The organism is Dactylosporangium sp. McL0621 (assembly GCF_049995355.1).
Taxonomy (GTDB): Bacteria; Actinomycetota; Actinomycetes; order Mycobacteriales; family Micromonosporaceae; genus Dactylosporangium.
This window is the reverse complement of record NZ_CP188259.1, coordinates 10,600,494-10,623,438: the sequence shown is the minus strand read 5'-3', so window position 1 is coordinate 10,623,438 and position 22,945 is coordinate 10,600,494. Positions and strand designations below refer to the sequence as shown.

The following is a 22,945-nucleotide window of genomic DNA, read 5'->3' as shown; positions in this document are numbered from 1 at the left end:
CCCCGCGAAGGCCGGGTTACAACACCGGTAGCCAGGCCTCCGCGGGCCACACGCAGGCGAAATCTGGACCTCGTCTCGGCTCGACATGATCGGCAGGACAGAGCCTAGCCCGGCGAGCCTCGGCTGGCGTCTGCGCAACAGCTGGTGGGTGCTGCTCGTCGTCCTCGGCGTGGGCTGCCTCGGCGGCACCGGCTTCCTCTACATCGGCATCACCGCGCGGCGCCCGGCGTGGTGGGGCCTCGGGGTCGCGTACCTCGTGCTGCCGTGGGCCGGCCTCGTCGCCATCAACCGGCTCGGCGAGGACTCGCAGGTGAGCACCGCGATCGCGGTCACCTACTTCGCCCTGTGGTTCGCGAGCATCGTGCACGCCCTGGTCCTGAACGGCTCCTGGCTGCGGTGGCGGGCCGCGAACCGCCCGTGGTTCGAGGCGTCCTCGCCGCCGGCGGCCCCGCTGGCGCCCCCGCCGGTCTTCGCGCCCGCGCCGGCCGCCCCCCTCGACGTGAACCGGGCGACTTCGGTGCAGCTGGCGGAGGGCGCCCGCCTCGACGTGAACCGGGCGACTTCGGTGCAGCTGGCGGAGGGCGCCCGCCTCGACCTCCCGCGGGCGGAGCGGATCGTCGCCGACCGCGAGGCCCGCGGCGGCTTCCGGACCGTCGAGGAGTTCGCCGCCGCGGCCGCCCTGGCCCCGCACGAGTTCGCCCGTCTCCGCGCGGTCCTCACCTGCACCCCGCGGCCCCGGGCGCCGCAGTCGCAGCCGCCGGGCCCGGGCCGTGTTCTCGACTTCTGAGCCCGGCACCCTCGCGGTCGGGCGGTTCGTGGAGCGCACGGTCGCCGAGGGCCCGGGGGAGCGTACCGCCCTGTGGGTGCAGGGCTGCACCATCCGCTGCGCCGGCTGCTTCAACCCGCACCTGTGGACGTTCCGCGGCGGCACCCCGACCCCGACCGCCGACGTCCTGGCCCGGGTCCTCGCCGCCGGGACCGAGGGCCTGACCCTGCTCGGCGGCGAGCCGTTCGACCACGCCGCCCCGCTCGCCGTCGTCGCCGCGGGGGTACGGGCCGCCGGCCGCTCGGTCATGACGTTCTCGGGCTACACCACCGCCCAGCTGGACTCGGCCGTCCACGGCGGACGCGCGGACGTCGCCGCGCTGCTGGCCGCCACCGACCTGCTCGTGGCCGGCCCGTTCGTCGCCGGGCTGGTCGACCACGCGCGGCCCTGGGCCGGCTCCGCCAACCAGGAGTACGTCCACCGCGGCGACCGCATCCCGCCGTCGGCGCTCGCCGCGACCCCGGACCGCCTGGAGATCACGGTCGGCGCCGACGGCACCCTGGCCGTGAACGGCTGGGCCGACGACGAGACCCTCGACGCCCTGCTCAGCGAATCAGCAGCACGACCAGGGTCCGGGGCCCGTGCACGCCCTCGACCCGGTTCAGCTCGATATCGCTCGTCGCCGACGGCCCGCTGATCAGCGTCAGGGGGCGGGTCGGCGTGAGCCGCGCGAGGAGGTCCGGCACGGTCTGGACGACCTGGTCGGCGCGCACCACGCAGAAGTGCCGGTCCGGCACGAGGGTGACCGCGCGGCGCCCCTGGCCGGCCGAGCCGTCCAGGGCGATCGTCCCGGTCTCCGCCACCGCCGCCGCGCAGCACGTCACCACGGCCGCGAACGCGTCCAGCTCCGCCGCCGTCCGGGTCCCGTCGTCCACGGTGGACCCGGGCACCGCGAACGGCAGGCCCGGCGGCACGATCAGCGGGGCGAGGCCGTCCAGCGCCCGGGCCAGGTCGGCCTCCAGCGTGGCCTCGGTGGTGGGCACGACGGTCGCCTTGTAGTCCTCGAGCCGGTCGACGAGCAGGTCGAGGTCGCCGCGGCGGGCCGGGTCGGCGGGCCGGTAGTCGCGCGGTACCTCGGGCACGGCGGGCGCGGAGCCCAGCGCGGCGCGGATGCGGGCCAGGACCACGGATCGGGAGTCGTCAGCCATTGCGCGTGCGCCACCATTCGCGGAAGGTCTGGGCCGGCGGGCGGGGCAGGTCGCGGCTGTCCGTCCACGCCGACAGCGGCGGCGGCAGCGCGCCGATGCGGTCGCGGCGCCGGCCGAGCAGGCGGCCGAGGCGCATGAGCCGCTCGCCGCCGCGGAACCGGCCCGGGCTCGCCATCACCCACGCCATCGCGGCCATCGACACCGCCTCGGCCGACGGGCCGCGGTGCTCCTCGACGTGCCGGGCCCGCAGGTGTACCAGCAGCGAGGGGATGTCGATGCGCACCGGGCAGGCGTCGAAGCAGGCGCCGCACAGGCTGGAGGCGTAGGGCAGCGAGGCGTTGTCCTCGACCCCGGTCAGCTGGGGGCTCAGCACCGCGCCGATCGGGCCCGGGTACACCGAGCCGTACGCGTGCCCGCCGGTGCGCTCGTAGACCGGGCACACGTTCAGGCACGCGCTGCAGCGGATGCAGTGCAGCGCCGAGCGGCCCACCTCGTCGGCGAGCACCGCGGTGCGCCCGTTGTCCAGCAGCACCAGGTGGAACTCCTGCGGCCCGTCACCGGGCGTCACGCCGGTCCACAGCGACGTGTACGGGTTCATCCGCTCCCCGGTCGAGGAGCGCGGCAGCAGCTGCAGGAACACCTCGAGGTCGGACCACGTGGGCACGAGTTTCTCGATGCCCATGACCGTGATCAGCGTCGGCGGGAGGGTCAGGCACATCCGGCCGTTGCCCTCCGACTCGACGACCGCGAGCGTGCCGGTCTCGGCGACGGCGAAGTTGGCCCCCGACACCGCGACCTTCGCGGAGAGGAACTTGCGGCGCAGGTGCTCGCGGGCGGCCATGGCCAGCCGGCGCGGCTCGTCGGTGAGGTCCGCCGGCACGTCCGGCATCGCGCGCAGGAAGATGTCGCGGATCTCGGTGCGGTTGCGGTGGATCGCCGGCACCAGGATGTGCGAGGGCTTGTCGTTGCCGAGCTGCACGATGAGCTCGGCGAGGTCGGTCTCCCACGCCGCGATGCCCTGCTCCTGCAGGGCCTCGTTGAGCCCGATCTCCTGGGTCGCCATGGACTTGACCTTGACGACCTCGTCGGCCCCGGCCGCGCGGACCAGGCCGGCGACGATCGCGTTGGCCTCGTTGGCGTCGCGGGCCCAGTGCACGTGCCCGCCGTTGGCCGTGACCCGCTCCTCCAGCTGCTCCAGCAGCTCGGGCAGGCGGGCCATGGTCGCGGCCTTGAGCGCCTCGCCGGCCCGGCGCAGCTGCTCCCAGTCCGGCACCTCGGCGACGACCGCGGCCCGCTTGGCGCGGATGGTGCGGGTCGCGTGGCCGAGGTTGCGCCGCAGCTGCTCGTTGCCCAGCGCCGTGCGGGCCGCGGCGGGGAAGGGCTCGTCGCCGCGCAGCTGCCCGACTCCGCGGGGAGCCACCACGGGCATTCCCAGGAACGTGCTCATGCGACCTCCGCTTCGCTCCGGCCGGACGAGCAGCCACCTACGCCTCTGTGAGCGGCCCCAATGCCCAGTCTGGCTCGATGCGGCTTCGCGCGGACCGACCCAGACCAGGCACCGCTTCGCTGCGGACCGCTCATGTGGACGCCAGAATTTCCGCCAGGTGTACCGGACGAGTCTCCACCGACAGCCGCGAGAGCCCGCCGCCCATGTGCATCAGGCACGACGAGTCCCCGGCGGCGACGACGTCGGGGGAGGTGGACAGCACGTTGCGCAGCTTGTCGGCGAGCATCGCGGCCGAGGTGTCGGCGTTCTTGAGGGCGAAGGTGCCCCCGAAGCCGCAGCACTGCTCGGCGTCGGGCAGCTCGACCAGGTCGATGCCCTCGACCGCGCGCAGCAGCCGCAGCGGACGGTCGCCGACGCGCAGCAGGCGCAGCGAGTGGCAGGTCGGGTGGTAGGTGACCCGGTGCGGGTAGCGCGCGCCGACGTCGGTCACGCCGAGCACGTCGACGAGGAACTCCGAGAGCTCGTAGGTGCGCCCGGCGACCTCGCCGGCCCGGGCCGCGAGCTGGCGCTTGCCCGCGCGCTCGGCGACCATGGCGTGCTGGTGGCGTACCGAACCCACGCAGGAGCCCGAGGGCGCCACGATCGCGTCGTAGGGCTCGAAGGTGCGCATGTGGTGCTCGACGAGCTTGACCGCCTGGCGCTGGTACCCGGTGTTGATGTGCATCTGCCCGCAGCAGGTCTGGGCCTCGGGGAACACCACCTCGTGCCCGAGGCGCTCCAGCAGGGCCACCGTGGCCTTACCGACCTGGGGGAACATCGCGTCGGCGAGGCAGGTGACGAACAAGGCGACGCGCATGGGTCACCGCCTGCCCTTCAGTGCGCTCTGTCGGCGGCTGCGCGGGCGGCCGCTCGAGTCGCGGACGATCAGCTCGGGTTGGAAGACCACGTGCCGGTGCTCGTGCCGGCCGTCGTCCTCGATCTCCTCGAGCAGCAGGGCTGCCGCCGTGCGGCCGAGCTGCTCGCGGGGTTGCCGCACCGAGCTTAACGGCACCGCGGCGGCCGCGGCGAACTCGATGTCGTCGTAGCCGACGATCGCCACGTCCTGCGGCACCCGCACGCCGCGCTGGGTCATCTCCTGCAGCACCCCCAGGGCGAGCAGGTCGTTGGCGCAGAACACGGCGGTCGGCCGGTCGTCGCCGGCCGCGGCGACCTGGGCGGCGATCTGGGTGGCGGCGGCCCGGCCGGACGCGACGGTGAGGTTCGGCGTCGGTACCACCGACAGCTCGGCCCGCCCCTCGACGGCCTCGGCGATGCCGGCGTGGCGGTCGTGCACCTGGGCGATCGACATGGGCCCGCCGACGAACGCGATGTGCCGGTGCCCCTGCTCGACGAGGTGCTCCCCGGCGAGCCGGCCGCCGAGCACGTCGTCGACCGCGACCGAGCAGCGGCTGTGCCGGCCCGAGCCGCGGTCCACCAGCACCACCGGGGTGCCGCGCTGGATGAGCTGCTCCAGGCGGGAGTTCGGCGACTCGTCGACCGGGGTGATGAGCACGCCGCGCACCCGCTGCTCCTCGAGCAGGTCGAGGTGGCGGTGCTCGCGGTGGGCGTCCTCGCCGCTGTTGCACACCACGACCATCACGCCGTGGTCCTCGGCGGCGGCCTCCGCGCCCCGGACCACGTCGGTGAAGAAGGGGTTCGTCACGTCGAGGACCACCAGCGCGATCTGCCGGCTGTGCCCGGCCCTCAGCTGCCGCGCCGAGTCGTTGCGCACGTAGCCGAGCTCGGCGATCGCGTCGAGCACGCGCTGCCGGGTGGTGGTGGCGACGAGCTCGGGGCGGTTGAGGACGTTGCTGACGGTACCGATGGAGACGCCGGCCCGTCGTGCGACCTCTTTGATGCCAGCTGTCGTCGTCATCGATCTCCTGAACGTCCGGTGTATCGGAACGGTAACGCGACCGAAACCCTTGACGCGGTCCGGGCTCGGCTTCTAACGTCACTCTAACCAGTCGATGAAACGTTTCACAAGGTGCAGGAACGGAGGCCCGGGTGCTCGTTCTCGAGGGCGTCAGCAAGTCCTTCGGTGCCGTCGCGGCGCTCCGCGACGTGCGCCTGGACCTGCGCGCCGGCGAGGCCCACGCGCTGGTCGGCGAGAACGGCGCCGGCAAGTCCACGCTGGTCAAGGTCCTGGCCGGGGCGCACGCGCCCGACGCCGGGACGCTGACCCTGGACGGCCGGCCGCTGGTGCTCAACAACCCCGCCGACGCCCGTGCGGCCGGCATCGCCGTGATCTACCAGGAGCCGACGCTCTTCCCCGACCTGTCGATCGCCGAGAACCTCTTCATGGGCCGCCAGCCGCTGAAGTCCGGGCGCCGCATCGATACCGCCGAGATGCGCCGGCGCGCCACCGAGCTCTTCGCGCGCCTCGGCGTGCAGATGGACCTCGACCGCCCGGCCCGCGGCCTGTCGATCGCCGACCAGCAGCTGGTCGAGATCGCCAAGGCGCTGTCGTTCGACGCCAAGGTGCTCGTCATGGACGAGCCGACCGCGGCGCTGTCCGGCGTCGAGGTCGAGCGGCTCTTCTCCGTGGCCCGCTCCCTGCGCGACGCCGGGGCCGCGGTCCTGTTCATCTCGCACCGCTTCGACGAGGTGTTCGCGCTGTGCCAGCGCATCACCGTCATGCGCGACGGGCGCTGGGTCTCCACCGACCCGGCCGACGAGCTCACCGTCGCCGACGTCGTGCGCCGCATGGTCGGCCGGGAGGTCGGCGACCTCTACCCGGGAAAAACGAAGGCCCCGAATCCGGAGGCGGCAATCGGCGAGGCCCGCCTGGAGGTCCGCGGCCTCAACCGGGCCGGCGCCTTCCACGACATCAGCTTCACCGTCCACAGCGGCGAGATCGTGGCCCTGGCCGGGCTCGTCGGGGCCGGGCGCTCCGAGGTCATCCGGGCCGTGTTCGGCGTCGACCGGTACGACTCGGGCGAGGTGCTGGTCGACGGCAAGCCCCTGCGCGCCGGCAGTGCGTCGGCGGCGATCGGGGCCGGCCTCGCGCTCGTGCCCGAGGACCGCCGCCAGCAGGGCCTGGTGATGGAGCTGTCCGTCGAGCGCAACGCCACCCTGCCGCGGCGCTGGTCGCTGTCCAGTCTCGGGCTGCTGTTCGGCGGGGCCGAGCGGCGCTCGGCCCAGGACTGGGCCCAGCGCCTGCAGGTCAAGGCGGGCCGGCTCGGCGATCCGGTCTCCACCCTGTCCGGCGGCAACCAGCAGAAGGTCGTGCTGGCCAAGTGGCTGGCCACCCAGCCCCGCGTGCTCATCGTCGACGAGCCGACCCGCGGCATCGACGTCGGCACCAAGGCCGAGGTCCACCGCCTGCTGACCCGGCTGGCCGGCGAGGGCGTCGCGGTCCTCATGGTCTCCAGCGAGCTGCCGGAGGTGCTCGGCATGGCCGACCGGGTCCTGGTCATGCACGAAGGGCGGCTGGCCGCCGACATCCCCCGCACCCGAGCCGACGAGGAGTCCGTGATGCTGGCCGCCACCGGGCAGGGGGAGCGATGACGACCGTCGAGACTCCGGCCCCGCCACGCACAGCGCGGGCCACCCGGCTCACCCACCGCGTCTTCCTGGTCCGCGAGCTGGGCATCCTGGTCGCGCTGGTGCTGCTCATCGGCATCACCGCGGTCACCAACCCGCGGTTCCTGTCCCAGCAGAGCGTCAAGGACCTGCTGCTGGGCGCGACGATCCTGGCGATCCTGGCCACCGGGCAGGCGATCGTCGTCATCACGCGCAACGTCGACCTCTCGGTCGGCTCGGTCCTGGGCCTGTCGGCGTTCCTGACCGGCACGCTCTTCCTGAACCACCCCGGCATCCCGATCCCGGTGGTGCTGGTGGCGGGCGCGGCGCTCGGCGCGGTGTGCGGCGCGGTCAACGGCGCCCTCATCGCCGCCGCCCGGGTGCCAGCGCTCGTGGTGACCCTCGGCACGCTGTACGTCTTCCGCGGCATCGACTACCGATGGGCCACCGGCAAGCAGATCAACGCCGCGGACATCCCGGCCTCGTTCCTGCACATGGGGACGAGGACGATCGTGGGGGTACCGCTGCTGACGCTCTTCGCCCTCGTCGTCGTGCTCGCCGCCGGGTTCTTCCTGCGCTCCTACCGCAGCGGCCGGGAGCTCTACGCCATCGGCTCCGATCCCGCCGCGGCCCGCCTGTCCGGCATCGCGGTCGGGCGGCGCGTGTTCTTCGCGTTCGTCACCTGCGGCGCGCTCGCCGGGCTGGCCGGGGTGCTGTACGTGGCCCGATTCGGCACGCTCGACGCCAACGCCGGCCTCGGCCAGGAGCTCAACGTCGTCGCCGCGGTCGTCGTCGGCGGCGTCGCGATCTTCGGCGGCAGCGGCTCGGTCTACGGCGCGGCCCTCGGCGCGATGCTGCTCACCACCATCGGCAGCGCGCTGCCGGTGCTCGGCGTCACCCCGTTCTGGCAGCGGGCCGCCGTCGGCGCGCTGATCCTGGCGGCGATCGGCCTGGACCGGGCGCTGTCGCTGCGAGTCACGAAGAGCCTCGAGCGAGGGGTGCACCAGTGAACATCGTCCGCCGCATCGGGTCCTGGGACCTGATCGTCCTGCTGGCCCTCGTGCTGGTCGTCGCGGTCGGCGCGGCCTCCGTGGAGGGGGTGGCCAGCCCGCGCTTCTGGCGGTTCGTGACGCTGGAGGTCATCCCGATCGCGATCGTGGCCCTGCCGCTCACGCTCGTCATCATCACCGGCGAGATCGACCTGTCCGTGGCCAGCGTGATGGGCCTGACCTGCGCCGCGATGGGCGACCTGTGGGCGCACGGGGTCACCTCGCTGCCCCTGCTGGTGGTGCTGAGCCTGGTGCTCGGCGCCGTGCTGGGCGCGATCAACGGCCTGTTCATCACGGTCTTCGGCCTGCCCTCGCTCGCCGTCACGATCGGCACCCTGGCGCTGTACCGGGGCCTCGCCTACGTCGTGCTGGGGGACAAGGCGATCTCGAACTACCCCGTCTCGTGGACCAGCGGCTCGACCAAGCCGATCCCCGGCCTGACCATCCCCTGGTTCATCATCGTCGTGGCGGTCCTCGCCGTGCTCTTCGCCGTGGTGCTGCACGCCACGCCGGTCGGCCGCGGGCTCTACGCGATGGGCAACAACGCCGAGGCGGCCCGCTTCGCCGGGGTCGCGGTCGGCCGCACCAAGTTCTGGCTCTTCGTCACCACGAGCACCATGTCGGCCCTGGCCGGCGTCTTCTGGACCTTCCGTTTCGCCAGTGCCCGCGCCGACAACGCCAACGGCCTGGAGCTCGCCGTCGTCGCGGCGGTACTCCTCGGCGGCGTGTCCATCTTCGGCGGCCGCGGCGGCCTCCTCGGCGTCCTCGGCGCCGTCGTGCTCATCTGCGTGCTGCGCAACGAGCTCCAGCTGGCCTCCGTGCCCGAGAACACGCTCACCATCGTCACCGGTTCGCTGCTCATCGCGTCGGTCGTCGGACCGAACGTGGTGGCGATGGCGCGGGAACGCCTGCGCCGTCGCCGACCCGCCTGATCGCACCTCGCGTTTTTCTGCTCCGCCGACACCCCACTGAAAGGATTCAACCCGATGAGAGGCAAGCTCATCGCGGCCGTGGTCGCGACCGCCCTCGCATTCAGCATGTCGGCCTGCGCCGACGACTCGGACACGTCGACCTCCACCGACAGCAGCGGCGCCGCCGCCGGCTCCGGCACCATCAAGAGCGGTCTCAAGGTCGCGTTCCTGCCCAAGCAGGTGAACAACCCGTACTTCGACACCTCCGACAACAAGGGCGGCAAGCTCGCCGTCGACGAGTTCAAGGGCACGTACAGCGAGACCGGCCCGTCCGAGGCGAGCCCCTCGGCGCAGGTCAGCTACATCAACACGCTGTCGCAGCAGGGCGCGAACGTCATCGCCGTGTCCGCCAACGACAAGGACGCCATCTGCGGCGCGCTCAACGAGGCGCGGCAGAACGGCGCGAAGGTCGTCACCTACGACTCCGACACCAAGCCCGAGTGCCGCGACCTGTTCATCAACCAGGCCACCAGCGAGGGCATCGCCAAGATTCAGGTCAAGCTCATCTCCGACGCGATCGGCGCCGACGGCGGCGAGATCGCGATCCTCTCGGCCACGGCGAACGCGACCAATCAGAACGCCTGGATCGAGCAGATGAAGACCGAGCTGGCGAAGCCGGAGTACAGCAAGCTCAAGCTGGTCGACACCGTCTACGGCGACGACGACGACCAGAAGTCGTTCCAGGAGGCGCAGGGCCTCATGGCCAAGCACCCCAACCTCAAGGGCATCATCTCCCCGACCACGGTGGGCATCGCCGCGGCCGGGCGCTACCTGAGCGGCTCGACGTACAAGGGCAAGGTCCAGCTGACCGGGCTCGGCACGCCGAACCAGATGAAGGCGTACGTCAAGGACGGCACCGTCAAGGCGTTCGCGCTGTGGAACCCGGCCGACCTGGGCTACCTCGCCGCCTACGCGGGGGCGGCGCTCGCCTCCGGCCTGATCAAGGGCAAGGAGGGCGACAAGTTCAAGGCCGGCAAGCTCGGCGACTTCACCGTGGGCAAGGACGGCGTCGTGCTGCTCGGCGACCCGTACACCTTCAAGGCCGACAATATCGACCAGTTCAACTTCTAGCCGGGGTCTGCTCGATAAGTCGGGCGCTCGGCGCCACGACTTATCGGACATTTCACGATTTACCACGAGGAGGTAGGGCGTGCGCCGAGTCTGCTTCACGCTGCAGGTCAAGCCGGAGCGGCTGGAGGAGTACCGGCGCCGCCATGCCCAGGTCTGGCCGGACATGCTCGTCGCCCTGCGCGGCGCCGGCTGGCACGAGTACCAGCTCTTCCTGCGCGACGACGGCCTGCTCGTCGGCACGTTGCTGACCGACGATCTGGCCGCCGCGCAGGCCGCCATGGACGCCACCGAGGTGTCCGCGCGCTGGGAGGCGCAGATGGCGGAGTTCTTCATCCACGGGCGGCATCTGGTCGTCCTCGACGAGGTGTTCAACCTGGAGCACCAGCTTGGAGCATTGCAATGAGTGAGCTCGCCCCGGAGACGCGGGCGCGTGTCGCGGCGCGGCTGCGCGACCAGCGGATCGAGACGGCGTCCTGGGCGTACGGCAACTCGGGCACCCGGTTCAAGGTGTTCCCGCAGGAGGGCGTGCCCCGGGACCCGTACGAGAAGCTCGCCGACGCCGCCCAGGTCCAGCGCTTCACCGGCGTCGCGCCGAGCGTGGCGCTGCACATCCCGTGGGACCTCGTCGACGACTACGCCGACCTGGCCCGGCACGCGTCCGAGCTGGGCGTGCAGGTCGGCACCATCAACACCAACGTGTTCCAGGACAACGACTACAAGCTCGGCAGCGTCACCAACCCCGACGCCGGCATCCGGCGCAAGGCGACCGGGCACCTGCTCGAGTGCGTCGACATCATGGACCGCACCGGGTCGCGCGACCTGAAGCTGTGGTTCTCCGACGGCACCAACTACCCGGGACAGGACGACGTGCGCACCCGCCAGGACCGCCTCGCCGCGGCCCTGTCCGAGACGTACGCGCGGCTCGGCGAGGACCAGCGGATGCTGCTGGAGTACAAGCTGTTCGAGCCGGCCTTCTACATGACCGACGTGCCGGACTGGGGTACGGCCTACGTGCACTGCATGGCCCTCGGCGAGCGGGCCCAGGTCGTCATCGACACCGGGCACCACGCGCCCGGCACGAACATCGAGTTCATCGTGGCGATGCTGCTGCGGGCCGGGAAGCTCGGCGGCTTCGACTTCAACTCGCGTTTCTACGCCGACGACGATCTCATGGTCGGCGCCGCGGACCCGTTCCAGCTGTTCCGCATCATGCACGAGATCGTGCTCGCCGACGCGCTGACCGCCCAGGGCATCGCCTTCATGCTCGACCAGTGCCACAACATCGAACCCAAGATCCAGGCGGTGATCCGCTCCGTGCTCAACGTGCAGGAGGCGACGGCCAAGGCGCTGCTCGTCGACCACGCCGCACTCAAGACCGCGCAGGACTCCGGCGACGTGCTCGGCGCGAACGAGGTGCTGATGGACGCGTACAACACCGATGTGCGGCCGCTGCTGCGCTCGGTCCGCGAGGACATGGGCCTGGACCCCGACCCGATCGGGGCGTACAAGCGCTCCGGCTACCTGGAGAAGATCGTGGCCGAGCGCGTCGGCGGTTCGCAGGCGGGGTGGGGCGCGTGAGCGGTTCGGAGCGAAGCGGAGAGGCCGCTCACCAGGATGCACAGTCCTGGGCGCGGCGGCACCGGAGCGAAGCGGAGGTGGCGTCGTGACGCCTGAAGAGCTGATCGCGCGGTCCAACCGGCTCGGGGGCGACCCGCGCAACACCAACTACGCCGGCGGCAACACCTCGGCGAAGGGCACCGCCGAGGACCCGGTGACCGGCGGCCCGGTCGAGCTGGTGTGGGTCAAGGGCTCGGGCGGCGACCTGGGCACGCTCACGACCTCCGGCCTCGCCGTGCTGCGCCTGGATCGGCTGCGTGCGCTGACCCAGGTGTATCCGGGGATCGACCGCGAGGACGAGATGGTCGCCGCGTTCGACTACTGCCTGCACGGCCGGGGCGGCGCGGCCCCGTCCATCGACACCGCGATGCACGGCCTGGTCGAGGCCCCGCACGTCGACCACCTGCACCCCGACGCCGGCATCGCCCTGGCCACCGCGGCCGACGGGCCCGCCCTGACCAAGGAGTGCTTCGGCGACCGCGTGCTGTGGGTCCCGTGGCGGCGGCCCGGCTTCCAGCTCGGCCTCGACATCGCCGCCGTCCAGCGCGCGAACCCGCAGGCGATCGGCGTGATCCTGGGCGGCCACGGCATCACGGCCTGGGGCGCGACCTCGGACGAGTGCGAACGGAACTCGCTGGAGATCATCAACGCCGCGACCGCGTTCCTGGCCGCGAAGGGGCGCTCGGAGCCGTTCGGGCCGCAGGTGCAAGCGCCTCTCGAAGACCGGCGGGCGCGGGCGGCGGAGCTCATGCCGCTGCTGCGTGGGCTCGTGTCGACCGACCGGCGCCAGGTCGGCCATTTCCGGGACGACGACGTGGTTCTGGACTTCGTCGGATCGGCGGAGATGCCCCGGCTGGCCGGGCTCGGGACCTCGTGCCCCGATCACTTTCTCCGGACCAAGGTGCGTCCGATGGTACTGGAGCCGGGCGGCGGCACCGAGGAGAGCATCCGGCAGATCCACGCTCAGTACCGGGAAGAGTACGCGGAGTACTACCAGCGGAACGCGGCGCCCGACTCCCCGGCGATGCGCGGCGCGGACCCGGCGATCGTGCTCGTGCCCGGCGTGGGCCTGTTCTCTTTCGGGGCCAACAAGCAGACCGCCCGGGTCGCCGGCGAGTTCTACGTCAACGCGATAAACGTGATGCGCGGGGCCGAGTCGGTGTCGCGGTACGAGCCCATCGACGAGGCCGAGAAGTTCCGCATCGAGTACTGGGCCCTGGAAGAGGCGAAGCTCCAGCGGATGCCCAAGCCCAAGCCGCTCGCGACGCGGATCGCGCTGGTGACCGGCGGCGGGTCCGGCATCGGCCGGGCGATCGCGCTGCGCCTGGCCGCCGAGGGCGCCTGCGTCGTCGTGGCGGACCGGGACGCCGACTCCGCGAGCGCGGTGGCGGCCGAGATCGGGGGCGCCGACGTCGCCGTACCGGTGGCCGTCGACGTCACCGACGAGGCGGCGGTGCGGGCCGCGGTCGACGCGGCGGTACTCGCGTTCGGCGGGGTCGACCTCGTCGTCAACAACGCCGGGCTGTCGGTGTCCAAGCCGCTGCTGGAGACCACCGTCGCCGACTGGGACCTGCAGCACGACGTCATGGCGAGGGGCTCGTTCCTCGTCGCGCGGGAGGCGGCCCGGGCCATGATCAAGCAGGGGCTCGGCGGGGACATCGTCTACATCGCCAGCAAGAACGCGGTCTTCGCGGGGCCGAACAACGTCGCGTACGGGGCGACGAAGGCCGACCAGGCGCACCAGGTGCGGCTGCTGGCGGCGGAGCTGGGGGAGTACGACATCCGGGTCAACGGCATCAATCCCGATGGGGTGGTGCGCGGGTCGGGCATCTTCGCCTCCGGCTGGGGCGCGCAGCGGGCCGCCGTCTACGGGGTGCCCGAGTCGGAGCTCGGCGCCTTCTACGCGAAGCGCACGCTGCTCAAGCGCGAGGTGCTGCCGGAGCACGTGGCCGACGCCGTCTTCGCGCTGACCGGGGGTTCGCTGTCGCTGACGACGGGCCTGCACATCCCCGTCGACGCCGGCGTGGCGGCGGCCTTCCTGCGATGAGGATCGCGGCGGTCGATCTGGGGGCCTCCAGCGGGCGGGTGATCGTCGCGGACGTGTCGTCCTCGGCGGTCACCTTCTCCGAGGTGGCGCGGTTCGTGAACGAGCCGGTCCGTGTGGGCGGCACCCTGCATTGGGACATTCTGGCGCTGTACCGCGGGATCTTGTCCGGTCTTTCGGCCGCCGGTCCGGTCGACTCGGTCGGCATCGACTCCTGGGCCGTGGACTACGGCCTGCTCGACGCCGACGGGGCCCTGCTCGGCAACCCCGTCCACTACCGCGATGCGCGGACGGACGGGGTCGCCGCCGGGTTCGACGGCTACGCGCTCTACGAGGCCTCCGGCATCGCCCCGCTACCGTTCAACACGATCTTCCAGCTGGCCGCGGCCCGGGGCAGCGCGCAGCTCGAGGCGGCGCGCACGCTCCTGCTGATCCCCGATCTGCTGTCGTACTGGCTGACCGGCGTCGCCGGCACGGAGCTCACGAACGCCTCGACGACCGGCCTGCTCGCGGCCGGCGGGGGCAGCGGCTGGTCGCCGGCCCTGCTCGCGCTCGCCGGCATCGACGCGGACCTGCTCCCGCCGCTGCGTGCGCCCGGCTCGCCGGCGGGCACGATCCAGACTTCACTCGGGGTGTCGCCGGGCACCCCGGTCACCGTCGTCGCGTCGCACGACACGGCGTCGGCGGTGGCCGGGGTGCCGGGTGCGGGAAACTTCGCGTACATCTCCTGCGGCACCTGGTCGCTGGTCGGCGTGGAGCTGACCGCGCCGGTGCTGACCCGCGACTCCTACGAGGCCGGCTTCACGAACGAGATCGGCGTCGACGGGACGGTGCGGTACCTGCGCAACGTCATGGGCCTGTGGCTCCTGCAGGAGTGCATGCGGGAGTGGGACCTTCCCCTGTCGACGCTGCTCTCCGGGGCCGCCGAGGCCCCGGCGGGGCGCAGCATCGTCGACGCCACCGACCCGGTCTTCCTGGCCCCCGGCGACATGCCGGCCCGCATCGCCACGGCGTGCAAGGCGGCGGACCAGCCCGTGCCGGCCACGCCCGTGGAGATGACGCGCTGCATTCTCGACTCCCTGGCCCTGGCGTACCGGCGGGCCGTCGACGACGCCCGCCGCCTGGCCGGTGTCACCGTCGACGTGGTGCACATGGTCGGCGGCGGGGCCCTCAACACGCTGCTGTGCCAGCTGACCGCGGACGCCTGCGGGCTCCCGGTCCTGGCCGGCCCGGTGGAGGCGGGCGCGCTGGGCAACATCCTGGTGCAGGCGCGGGCCCTGGGGCTGGTGGACTCGGACATCCGCGCCCTGGTGCGCTCGACGCAGCCGATTGTCCCGTACGACCCGCGCGTCTAGGCGCGTTTTTGTCGTACCGCTGGGGTACGGTGGCGGCATGGTTAGAACAGACGTTCTAGATCATGAGCTACGTCGTCGGGAAGCGCGACTGGAAGGCCAGGCGGGCCTCGGCCCCGTCGGCGATGCGGGTGAGCTCGTCGTCCAGGCGCATGAAGACGGCCCAGACCGGCTCGCCGCGGGCGTCGGCGATGACCTGCGCGACCTGCTCCTCGAGGCCGGGCTCGCGCCGCCCCTTCCAGACCTTGTCGGCGAGCGTGACGAGCAGCTCGTCGAGCGTGGCCCCGTCGCGCTGCCAATTCCCGTGCAGCGCGGCAAACCGGGCGAGCCGCGGCTCGACCCCGAGCGCGACGAGCAGCTCCTGCCCGGCCGGCTCGTGCTGTGTGCCGGCCCCGGACAGCTCGGCGGGGAAGCGGACCTTCCCGATGTCGTGGGTGGCCGCCCCGAACAGCACCGCCGCCCGGTCCACGTCCACCTCACGCCCGACCCATTCGACGATCTCTACGGCGACGTCGTGCACGGCCCGCAGATGGGCACAGAGCCGCGGCGGCGCCCCGGCCCGGCGTAGCAGGTCGGCGGCCTCGGCGGGCAGTGGTCGCAGGTCCGGTTCGGTGTTTCCGCTCATGTGGTTACCACGCCGGCGCTGCGCACGAGGTCGGGCGTGGCGTGGAACCGTCCCCTGAACGTCGTCGGCGCGCCCGGGGACTTCGCCAGCCGCTCGGGCAGGATCTGCGCCTCGAACTCGCTCGTCTCCACGTCGATCGTGAGCCGCGCGTCGAGGAAGTCCAGCCAGGTCCCGACGATCGGCGACCACAGCTTGAACACGACCTCCTTGGCCGAGAAGTGCACGGCGGGCCACCAGTCCTCGTCCGGCCGCCGCGCGCACCAGGCCAGCTCCTCGGGCCGGCAGATGGAGGCGCGGACGTTCGCGGGCAGGATGGTGCGCCGCTCGGCATCGATCCCGACGGCGCGCACGTCGCTGCGGCGGGCAACGGCGGCGGCACAGTACCCGGCGGTGTGCGTGATGCTGCCGGTCGTCCCCTGGGGCCAGACGGGCGCCCGGTTCTCGGACGGCACGAGCGGCTGCCCATGGACATCGAGCCGCGCGAGCGCGCGCCGCGCACAGCTGCGCCCGGCCGTGAACTCCCGGCGCCGGCTGGCCACGGCGCGGGCACTCAGCGCGGCGGCCTCTTCGGGGAGCAGGTCGGCGAGGTAGTCCGCGTCCCGGGCCACCTCAACGGCGACCCAGTCGGGCAACAGATCGTGCACGCGGCGACTCTAACCGCGCAACACCGTACTTGCCGACTCTTGCTTTCTTGCTCTCTCGTTCGTCGCGCGGCCTCTCTACTTTGTACGGCCTCTTCACGCGCGGCCTCGTCTTCTCCCACGGCCTCTTCTCTTCCACGGCCTCTTCTCGCGCGGCTTCGTCTTCTTCCACGGCCTCTTCTCTTCCACGGCCTCTTCCCGCGCGGCCGCTCTTCTTCCACGGCCTCTTCTCGCGCGGTCTTTCTTCTTCCGCGGCCTCTCTTTCGCACGGGCCCTTCTCGCACGTGCCTCAGTGCTTGATCAGTCGCTCCTCGCCCGATCGGCATTGACCAGGGGCAGGAACAGTCCTCCGAGCACCGCCCCCGCGAGCATCGTCAGCACGACCACCCCGCTCCAGAGCTCCAGCGACCAAGCCACCCCGAGCGAGAGCTGCACCCCGACGAGATGCGCGGGCCAGACCAGCAGCGGCACGACCACCCCGATCGCCAACGAAACCATTCCCGCCCACCGCACCGCCACCGCCTGCAACGCGAGGTCGGCCATGACCGCCCCGAGCAACGGCCACAGCTGCGAGGCAAGATTCTCGAAGTCGTCGAACACCCCATTGGGAATCGAGGCGGCCGCAACCACGAGCGTGACGAGCCCGAACGGCACCCGCCCGAGCCGGCTCCAGACGAACAACAACGCGGCGATCACCAGCACCGAGTACGCCAGGTACTGCGCCAGCCCGAACGGCTGCCCATTGCCGTACCCACTGTTGGCAGCGGGCGCATCCGTGAACGGCGAGAGATAGTCGAGGAAGAACGCCGCGACCGCGGTCCCGCTCGTGGCACTGATGAGCACCGGCACGTCGGCCGCCACGCGCCAACCGATCGCGGCACCACCGCCAACGGCGCCCGCACTCCCCGCGACCGCGCGCAGGTTCCGCACCTCGGCCAACGTGTTGCCCCGCGGCGCGACGTTGCGCGGGTTCCGCACCTCGGTCACCGTGTCCGCGCTGCGCTCGCTCAGCACCTCGGCCGCCACGCTTGCGTTGCGCGCGCTCGGCCCCTCAGCCGCCACGTTTGCGTTGCGCGCGCTCGGCCCTTCGGTCACCACTCCCGCCTTGCGTGCGCTCGGCCCCTCGGCCCCTACGCCCGCGTTCCCCGCGACGGTGCGCAGGCCCAGCTTGGCGGCCGCGGCCCGGATCGGCGTCGCGATCATCAGTGAACCGGCCGTGAGCAGCAGCAGGTGCGGCGGGCTCAGTAGCGCGGCAAGGTCCGTCTCGATCCCGAACGTGATGTGCCACGTCATGTCGATCACCCCGCCGGCGGCGAAGAGGATCGCCCCGAGCAACCCGAGCCCGTATCCGGCCGGCACCCATGTCGGCACCGCCCCCTCGGGCCGCCCGCGCCAGAGCCGAGCGGGCACGAGACTGATCGCGAGCGCGGCATAGCCGCTGTACAGCACCCCGTGCCACGGCGTGAAGAAGGTCTCGAGCGACGGTACGTGCGAGTGCGCCCACCCGTCCATGAACAGCCCGCCGGCCAACCAGACCGAGGCGAGCGCAACGAGCAGATCCCGCCGAGCGGAGGAAACCGGCCGGCGCACAGCGGTACGTTCGGAAACGATGGTCGCCATCCATCGATCCTGACGCATCGCGCTCGTGAACACAGCCTCGTTTTGGGAATCCGCCCCTGCGGCGAGCCGCAAGGCCCGACGACCACATCCACCCGTCGGCTCCGCGTCGACCGTGCCCATCTCGCCAATCGTCGCCGCGAACGTCACCGAGGCAGATCGCGCCGCGCACCCGTGCAGAACTCCGAGCCGAGTCGAACTGCAGAAGCGTCGAGTCGAAGTGCAGGAGCGCCGAGTCGAGTCGAAGTGCAGGAGCGCCGAGTCGAGTCGAACTGTAGGAGCGCCGAGTCGAGTCGAACTGTAGGAGCGCCGAGTCGAGTCGAAGTGCAGGAGCGCCGAGTCGGGTCGAGCTGTAGGAGCGCCGAGCCGGGTCGAAACGGTGCGGCCGGTCAGGGATCGATGCGGCGCAAGAGGTGGGCGCGGGCCTCGGCGTCCATTGGGCCGTTGCGCGTTTCCAGGTGCGCGGCGAGTTCGTGGCGGTGTTCGGTCGTACGGTTCCCGCCGTACTTGAACTTGCCCGCGACCGCGGTGATCGTCAGCTCGATGCCGCGAATGCCGGGCAGGTTGCGGTCCGACGGCAGCACCGGGGCGCGCTCGACGCCGGGCTGGAACTGGGCGAGCTGCAGTTGCAGGATCGACGCCTTCTCGGCCGGATCGTCGACGATGCGCACGTCGCACGAGAGCTGGACGGTCGCGTAGTACGACGTGGGCACCCCGTCGCGCGGTTCGGTGCCCGGCTTCGCGTTCCAGTCCGAGGGCACGTACACGTAGTCGCCGATCACCGTCAGCAACGCCCGCGGGTGCTCCTCGAGCGCCGCCCACACCGGATTGGGCCGCGCCAGGTGCAGCCGCACGCGCTCGTCGCCGTCGAACGAGAAGTGGGTCGGCACCACCACGGGCAGGTCCCGCCCACGCCCGGGCGCGATCAACTGCCCGAAGTCGTGGCCGCCCAGCCACCGCCGCCACTCGGACTCGTCGATGGGTGCGTCCCACGGGTGTACCAGCACGCCTACCAGCGTGCGACACAAGCCACACGGCCGGAAGAACCAATCGCAACCCCGAGGCCCACACAACGGCAATCGTCGCGACCGCCGCCACGAGCACGAGGACGGGACGTTGGCAATCGCCGCCGCCTTCGAGGTTGAGAGGCCCCGATCGCAGCCGCAGGCGCCCGGTCGGGTGGGAGCGGCGTGCAGGTCGTTCGGGCGCAGCGTGCCGGGGCCGAGGTGGTCCGGCGCCGGCCCGGGGGTGCGGCCGCGACGTCGGCGCGGGCCTAGAGTGAGCGGAGTTGGCGGCCGATGCAGTCCGGAGTGGGCTCAGGTCGGGAGGCTCGCGCCTTGGGCGCGTAGGACGCGCTGGACATGCGACGCCGGTATCTCGCGCGGGGGTTTGCCCGCGTGCGCCGCCATGGCCGCGCACACCCCCGCCGCCTGGCCGGTGGCCATCGCGATCGGCATGATGCGGTACGAGCTGTGCGCGACATGGTCGCCGGAGATGCAGCGGCCCGCCACCAGGAGACCGTCGGTGTTGCGGGGGAGCAGGGTGCGCAGCGGAATGTGGTACGAGCAGCCCTGCGGCAAGCGGCGCAGGATCGTGCCCGGGCCGTTGGGGTTGTGAATATCGACCGGATAGGCGCCGCGCGCGATCACGTCGTCGAACGAGCGCGCGCCCAGCACGTCTTCGCCGGTGAGCTGGTAGTCGCCGAGGACCCGGCGCGTCTCGCGCACGCCGATCTGCACGCCGCTCTGAATGACGTACGAGTCCTGGAAGCCCGGCACCCGGCCCTGCAGGAACCGGGCGATCTGCGCCAGCTGCCGGTGCGTGGCCAGCTCCGCGCGGGTCAGGTCCCACACGCTGATGCCGAGGCCGCCGACGCGCGTCGAGTTGACGGACACCTCGTCCGGGTGCGGGGTGGCGAAGAACAGGATGTCCTCGCGCGGCAGGTCGAGCTCGCCCGCCTCGCGGGCCTGGCGGATCAGGTCCCACAGCCCGTGCACTCCTTTCCACTGGTCGGGATGCTCGTGGACGTAGTCGAGGAACGCCGCGCGGTCGACGTTGCCCGCGCGGAACATCAGGGTCATCGGCTGGGTCAGGCCGTCATCGGGGCGGCCGACCTCGTAGGGCGCGCCGGAAGCCGCGGCGAGGTCGCCGTCGCCGGTACAGTCGACGACCACGTCGGCATCGAGCACGACCGGACCGGATTTCGTCTCGAACACGACGCGGGAACCGCCGTCAGGCAGCCGCATCAGATCCGAGGCGAAGGCATGCAGCAAGAGTCGAACACCGCTGCCGGTCAGCATGTCGTAGGTGACGAGTTTGAACAGCTCAGGATCGAAGGGCACGGTATAACCGGTGCTCGGATCCGGGGGAGTGGCGCCTCCGGCTCGGACCAGGCGATCGAGCAGGGTCCATAGTACACCCGCCACAACCGGCTCGCCCTCCCCGTGATCGGTCGGCAGCAGTCGGTTGTCGTCGCCGCCCACGGCCTGCTTCATCTCGTTGTGGAAGCTCATCAGGGGCATGACCAGGGCGGCCGTCGCGTTGCCGCCGAGGAACCCGTAGCGCTCGACGAGCACCACGTCGGCCCCGGCCGCGGCCGCGCCCGTCGCCGCCCCGATCCCGGCCGGCCCGCCGCCCACGACCAGCACCTCCGTGCGGCCGCCGTGCGTGGCCGAGCGCGGCGGGAGCTGTACCGGGGGCAGCCCGTGCGGCCGTTCGAGCGCGGTCATGCTCCCACCACTTCCCGCTCGGCGACGGGCGACAGGCGGTCGAGCTGCGCATTCAGCCGCCGCCCCGTCTCCGTCGCGCGCTGGCGCAGGGCGGCGACCCGCGCCGCCATCTCCTCCTGGCGCTGCGGCCGCTCGTCCCAGAGCCGGTCGACCTGCGCGATGAGCGGCCCGGCGGCCTCCCGCACGACCCCGCGGGGAACGGGCGCGCCGATGCGTTGCGCGAAGTCGAAGACCTTTCCGGCGTATGGCAGCGCTAGTAGAGGTACACCCGCCAAAGCCGAGAAAATAAGGAAGTGCAGGCGCATCCCGACCGATAGGTCCAGGTGACGCATCAGATCGAGGACCTGGCCGGGCCGATATTGCCCGTTGAGCACGCGGCAGTGCTCGGCGGCGGTCATTCGCGACAGCACCGCGTGCGAGTGCCTGATGTCCGACCGCTCCATGGGCACGAAGAGCAGCGACGCGTCGAGCCGGTGCACGATGAAGTCCCCGACGTGGGCGAGCAGCTGGTGGTACTCGTCGGCGGCGAGGTGCTGCGCCGCGCGGCCCGGCTCGCGCACGCTCATGCCGACCACGCGGCGCCCGGGCGGCAGCGAGTCGCGCAGCATGGCCATGTCGAACTCCTCCGGCTGCAGCAGCAGGGCCGGGTCCGCGGTCACGGTGACGGGGGCCGTCACGCCCGCCTCCTCCAGCGCGACCTTCGACTCCTCGTCGCGCACGGTCAGCTCGGTGGCCGCGCCGAGCACCTCGCGCGCCATCGTGCAGTCGAGCTCCTCGGTCAGCGGGCCGGCTCCGATGGCGTACGTGAACACGGGAACGCGGCGCTCCTGGGCTGTGCGCACCACGCGCAGGTAGCGGCGGGCCTCGGTGTCGTACAGGATGCCGCCGCCGCCCAGGACCAGCAGGTCGAGGCGGGCCAGCGCGTCGGCGGTACGGTCGCGGCCGACGCCCTCCCACGGTGCCACCGCAACGCCGGGGTGCGCGGCCGCGGTGTGATCCGGATCGCGCGAGAAGACGAGGACCTGCGCGTCCGGGCGCCGGGCCCGCAGGTCGGACAGCAGACTGGCCAGGATCGCCTCGTCGCCCAGGTTGTACCCCCCGTAGGAGCCCAGGACACCCACCCGTGGACCGTGTTCGGCCATGACGCGCCTCCCGTCGCCGGAGCGACCCCGTCTACCCACGAGCGAAACTGTCACACCCGACCCTTATGGTGGATTTCGTGATCCACCTTCCAGCAGTACGGCAAGGTCCGTTGCGAGCGATCAGTGCCCGTCTCGGCTTCGCCGTAGCGCTGGTGGTCGTGATCGTGATCGTCATCTACATCGACCGCGGTGGCTATCGGGACATCAACGAGGACGGCCTGTCGCTGCTGGACTGCTTCTACTACGCCGTCGTGACGCTGTCGACGACCGGGTACGGCGACATCACCCCGGTCTCGGAGTCCGCCCGGCTCATCAACATCTTGGTCATCACCCCGGCCCGCGTGCTGTTCCTGATCATCCTGGTCGGCACCACCCTCGAAGTCCTGACCGATCAGTACCGCACGAACCTCAGGTTGCAGCGGTGGAGGAAGCGCGTGAAGAACCACGTCATCGTGTGCGGCTACGGCACCAAGGGCCGTGCGGCCGTCAGCACCCTGCTGGAGAACGGCTTCGACAAGACCAACGTGGTGGTCGTGGAGAGCGACCGCGCCGCGCTGCGCCAGGCCACCGCCGACGGGCTCGTCGCCGTCGAGGGCTCCGCGACCCGCTCGACCGTCCTCGTCGAGGCGCGCGTGCAGGAGGCCAAGGCGGTCATCATCGCCACCGACAGCGACGACGCGTCGGTCCTCGTCACGCTCACCGTCCGCCAGCTCACCGCGGGCAAGGTGTCGATCATCGCGGCGGCGCGCGAGGCCGAGAACGCGCCGCTGCTGCGCCAGTCCGGCGCCCACCACGTCATCGTCTCGTCCGCGACCGCCGGCCGCCTGCTCGGCCTGTCCACGACCGCGCCGCCGCTCATCGAGGTCGTCGAGGACCTGCTCACACCCGGGCAGGGGATGGCGCTGGCCATGCGCTCGGCCCGGCGCGACGAGGTCGGCTCGTCGCCGCGCGAGCTGAAGGAGCTGGTGATCGCGCTGTTCCGGCGGGGCAAGGTGCTCTCGCTGGCCGATCCCGAGGGCACGGCGATCCAGACCGGAGACATGATCGTGTATGTCCGCGACGACCGTCCCGAGGTGATCCCCGCGATGCCGTAGGGTTCCCC

21 protein-coding genes are annotated in these 22,945 nt (G+C 71.9%); 11 read left to right on the top strand and 10 right to left on the bottom strand.

Annotation, left to right across the window (positions count from 1 at the left end; all coding sequences use genetic code 11):
- Positions 1-85 precede the first annotated feature (85 nt).
- Both ACPPVO_RS50265 and ACPPVO_RS50260 read left to right on the top strand, forming a co-directional pair.
- The gene (locus ACPPVO_RS50265) at positions 86-787 is read left to right on the top strand and encodes a helix-hairpin-helix domain-containing protein (protein WP_426506284.1); all 702 of its coding nucleotides are present in this window, start codon (positions 86-88) and stop codon (positions 785-787) included.
- On the top strand, positions 771-1,463 hold the full coding sequence (locus tag ACPPVO_RS50260) for a 4Fe-4S cluster-binding domain-containing protein (RefSeq protein WP_426506282.1): 693 nt from the start codon (positions 771-773) through the stop codon (positions 1,461-1,463). Before ACPPVO_RS50265 ends, ACPPVO_RS50260 begins: the two co-directional genes overlap by 17 nt.
- Here ACPPVO_RS50260 and ACPPVO_RS50255 read toward each other — a convergent pair.
- From ACPPVO_RS50255 to ACPPVO_RS50240, 4 genes are all read right to left on the bottom strand, one after another.
- The gene (locus ACPPVO_RS50255; RefSeq protein WP_426506280.1) at positions 1,372-1,974 is read right to left on the bottom strand and encodes a LutC/YkgG family protein; all 603 of its coding nucleotides are present in this window, start codon (positions 1,972-1,974) and stop codon (positions 1,372-1,374) included. The genes ACPPVO_RS50260 and ACPPVO_RS50255 overlap by 92 nt on opposite strands.
- Complete coding sequence (locus tag ACPPVO_RS50250; protein ID WP_426506278.1) at positions 1,967-3,421, bottom strand: LutB/LldF family L-lactate oxidation iron-sulfur protein; 1,455 nt, start codon at positions 3,419-3,421, stop codon at positions 1,967-1,969. Before ACPPVO_RS50250 ends, ACPPVO_RS50255 begins: the two co-directional genes overlap by 8 nt.
- Positions 3,422-3,551: 130 nt before the next feature.
- Complete coding sequence (locus tag ACPPVO_RS50245) at positions 3,552-4,277, bottom strand: (Fe-S)-binding protein (RefSeq protein WP_426506276.1); 726 nt, start codon at positions 4,275-4,277, stop codon at positions 3,552-3,554.
- Between the two features lie 3 nt (positions 4,278-4,280).
- Complete coding sequence (locus ACPPVO_RS50240; RefSeq protein ID WP_426506274.1) at positions 4,281-5,336, bottom strand: LacI family DNA-binding transcriptional regulator; 1,056 nt, start codon at positions 5,334-5,336, stop codon at positions 4,281-4,283.
- A gap of 131 nt (positions 5,337-5,467) precedes the next feature.
- Here ACPPVO_RS50240 and ACPPVO_RS50235 point away from each other — a divergent pair, with 131 nt between their 5' ends.
- From ACPPVO_RS50235 to ACPPVO_RS50200, 8 genes are all read left to right on the top strand, one after another.
- Entirely contained in the window at positions 5,468-6,970 is a 1,503-nt protein-coding gene (locus tag ACPPVO_RS50235) for a sugar ABC transporter ATP-binding protein (RefSeq protein WP_426506272.1), read from the top strand.
- Positions 6,967-7,995, top strand: a complete 1,029-nt coding sequence (locus ACPPVO_RS50230) for an ABC transporter permease (RefSeq protein ID WP_426506270.1) — start codon at positions 6,967-6,969, stop codon at positions 7,993-7,995. The genes ACPPVO_RS50235 and ACPPVO_RS50230 overlap by 4 nt, the downstream gene beginning before the upstream one ends.
- The gene (locus ACPPVO_RS50225; RefSeq protein WP_426506268.1) at positions 7,992-8,966 is read left to right on the top strand and encodes an ABC transporter permease; all 975 of its coding nucleotides are present in this window, start codon (positions 7,992-7,994) and stop codon (positions 8,964-8,966) included. Before ACPPVO_RS50230 ends, ACPPVO_RS50225 begins: the two co-directional genes overlap by 4 nt.
- A gap of 54 nt (positions 8,967-9,020) precedes the next feature.
- The gene (rhaS, locus tag ACPPVO_RS50220; RefSeq protein WP_426506266.1) at positions 9,021-10,076 is read left to right on the top strand and encodes a rhamnose ABC transporter substrate-binding protein; all 1,056 of its coding nucleotides are present in this window, start codon (positions 9,021-9,023) and stop codon (positions 10,074-10,076) included.
- A gap of 79 nt (positions 10,077-10,155) precedes the next feature.
- Positions 10,156-10,479: an L-rhamnose mutarotase gene (locus tag ACPPVO_RS50215; RefSeq protein ID WP_360390989.1), complete on the top strand. Its 324-nt coding sequence runs from the start codon at positions 10,156-10,158 to the stop codon at positions 10,477-10,479.
- Positions 10,476-11,654, top strand: coding sequence for an L-rhamnose isomerase (gene rhaI / locus ACPPVO_RS50210; RefSeq protein ID WP_360390992.1), 1,179 nt, complete (start codon positions 10,476-10,478; stop codon positions 11,652-11,654). Before ACPPVO_RS50215 ends, rhaI begins: the two co-directional genes overlap by 4 nt.
- An 85-nt stretch (positions 11,655-11,739) precedes the next feature.
- Positions 11,740-13,740 (top strand): bifunctional aldolase/short-chain dehydrogenase, encoded by a 2,001-nt coding sequence (locus tag ACPPVO_RS50205; RefSeq protein ID WP_426506263.1) that lies wholly within the window; start codon positions 11,740-11,742, stop codon positions 13,738-13,740.
- Complete coding sequence (locus tag ACPPVO_RS50200; protein ID WP_426506261.1) at positions 13,737-15,092, top strand: rhamnulokinase; 1,356 nt, start codon at positions 13,737-13,739, stop codon at positions 15,090-15,092. The genes ACPPVO_RS50205 and ACPPVO_RS50200 overlap by 4 nt, the downstream gene beginning before the upstream one ends.
- Before the next feature lie 67 nt (positions 15,093-15,159).
- Here the strand turns inward: ACPPVO_RS50200 and ACPPVO_RS50195 are convergent, their stop codons facing one another.
- The 6 genes from ACPPVO_RS50195 to ACPPVO_RS50170 all read right to left on the bottom strand — a co-directional run bounded on the left by ACPPVO_RS50195 (position 15,160) and on the right by ACPPVO_RS50170 (position 21,843).
- Positions 15,160-15,714 carry an HD domain-containing protein gene (locus ACPPVO_RS50195; protein ID WP_426506259.1) on the bottom strand — a complete coding sequence of 185 codons (555 nt, stop codon included), beginning with the start codon at positions 15,712-15,714 and terminating at the stop codon, positions 15,160-15,162.
- The gene (locus ACPPVO_RS50190) at positions 15,711-16,358 is read right to left on the bottom strand and encodes a 4'-phosphopantetheinyl transferase family protein (protein ID WP_426506257.1); all 648 of its coding nucleotides are present in this window, start codon (positions 16,356-16,358) and stop codon (positions 15,711-15,713) included. Before ACPPVO_RS50190 ends, ACPPVO_RS50195 begins: the two co-directional genes overlap by 4 nt.
- A gap of 297 nt (positions 16,359-16,655) precedes the next feature.
- On the bottom strand, positions 16,656-18,122 hold the full coding sequence (locus ACPPVO_RS50185) for a hypothetical protein (RefSeq protein ID WP_426506255.1): 1,467 nt from the start codon (positions 18,120-18,122) through the stop codon (positions 16,656-16,658).
- Between the two features lie 239 nt (positions 18,123-18,361).
- A complete protein-coding gene (locus ACPPVO_RS50180; RefSeq protein WP_426506253.1) occupies positions 18,362-18,979 on the bottom strand; it encodes an FMN-binding negative transcriptional regulator in 618 nt (205 codons plus the stop codon).
- Between the two features lie 309 nt (positions 18,980-19,288).
- Positions 19,289-20,701: an FAD-dependent oxidoreductase gene (locus ACPPVO_RS50175; protein WP_426506251.1), complete on the bottom strand. Its 1,413-nt coding sequence runs from the start codon at positions 20,699-20,701 to the stop codon at positions 19,289-19,291.
- On the bottom strand, positions 20,698-21,843 hold the full coding sequence (locus ACPPVO_RS50170; RefSeq protein WP_426506249.1) for a polysaccharide pyruvyl transferase family protein: 1,146 nt from the start codon (positions 21,841-21,843) through the stop codon (positions 20,698-20,700). Before ACPPVO_RS50170 ends, ACPPVO_RS50175 begins: the two co-directional genes overlap by 4 nt.
- 77 nt (positions 21,844-21,920) lie before the next feature.
- Between ACPPVO_RS50170 and ACPPVO_RS50165 the strand changes: the two genes are divergently transcribed.
- A complete protein-coding gene (locus tag ACPPVO_RS50165; protein ID WP_426506246.1) occupies positions 21,921-22,937 on the top strand; it encodes a potassium channel family protein in 1,017 nt (338 codons plus the stop codon).
- Positions 22,938-22,945: the final 8 nt, after the last annotated feature.

Excerpts from the sequence above, each read along its gene's own strand:
- ACPPVO_RS50230 (WP_426506270.1), top strand. The coding sequence starts at position 6,967 with ATGACGACCGTCGAGACTCCGGCCCCGCCACGCACAGCGCGGGCCACC.
- ACPPVO_RS50255 (WP_426506280.1), bottom strand. The coding sequence starts at position 1,974 with ATGGCTGACGACTCCCGATCCGTGGTCCTGGCCCGCATCCGCGCCGCG.
- rhaI (WP_360390992.1), top strand. The coding sequence starts at position 10,476 with ATGAGTGAGCTCGCCCCGGAGACGCGGGCGCGTGTCGCGGCGCGGCTG.
- ACPPVO_RS50170 (WP_426506249.1), bottom strand. The coding sequence starts at position 21,843 with ATGGCCGAACACGGTCCACGGGTGGGTGTCCTGGGCTCCTACGGGGGG.
- ACPPVO_RS50250 (WP_426506278.1), bottom strand. The coding sequence starts at position 3,421 with ATGAGCACGTTCCTGGGAATGCCCGTGGTGGCTCCCCGCGGAGTCGGG.
- ACPPVO_RS50195 (WP_426506259.1), bottom strand. The coding sequence starts at position 15,714 with ATGAGCGGAAACACCGAACCGGACCTGCGACCACTGCCCGCCGAGGCC.
- rhaS (WP_426506266.1), top strand. The coding sequence starts at position 9,021 with ATGAGAGGCAAGCTCATCGCGGCCGTGGTCGCGACCGCCCTCGCATTC.
- ACPPVO_RS50240 (WP_426506274.1), bottom strand. The coding sequence starts at position 5,336 with ATGACGACGACAGCTGGCATCAAAGAGGTCGCACGACGGGCCGGCGTC.
- ACPPVO_RS50200 (WP_426506261.1), top strand. The coding sequence starts at position 13,737 with ATGAGGATCGCGGCGGTCGATCTGGGGGCCTCCAGCGGGCGGGTGATC.
- ACPPVO_RS50245 (WP_426506276.1), bottom strand. The coding sequence starts at position 4,277 with ATGCGCGTCGCCTTGTTCGTCACCTGCCTCGCCGACGCGATGTTCCCC.
- ACPPVO_RS50265 (WP_426506284.1), top strand. The coding sequence starts at position 86 with ATGATCGGCAGGACAGAGCCTAGCCCGGCGAGCCTCGGCTGGCGTCTG.
- ACPPVO_RS50175 (WP_426506251.1), bottom strand. The coding sequence starts at position 20,701 with ATGACCGCGCTCGAACGGCCGCACGGGCTGCCCCCGGTACAGCTCCCG.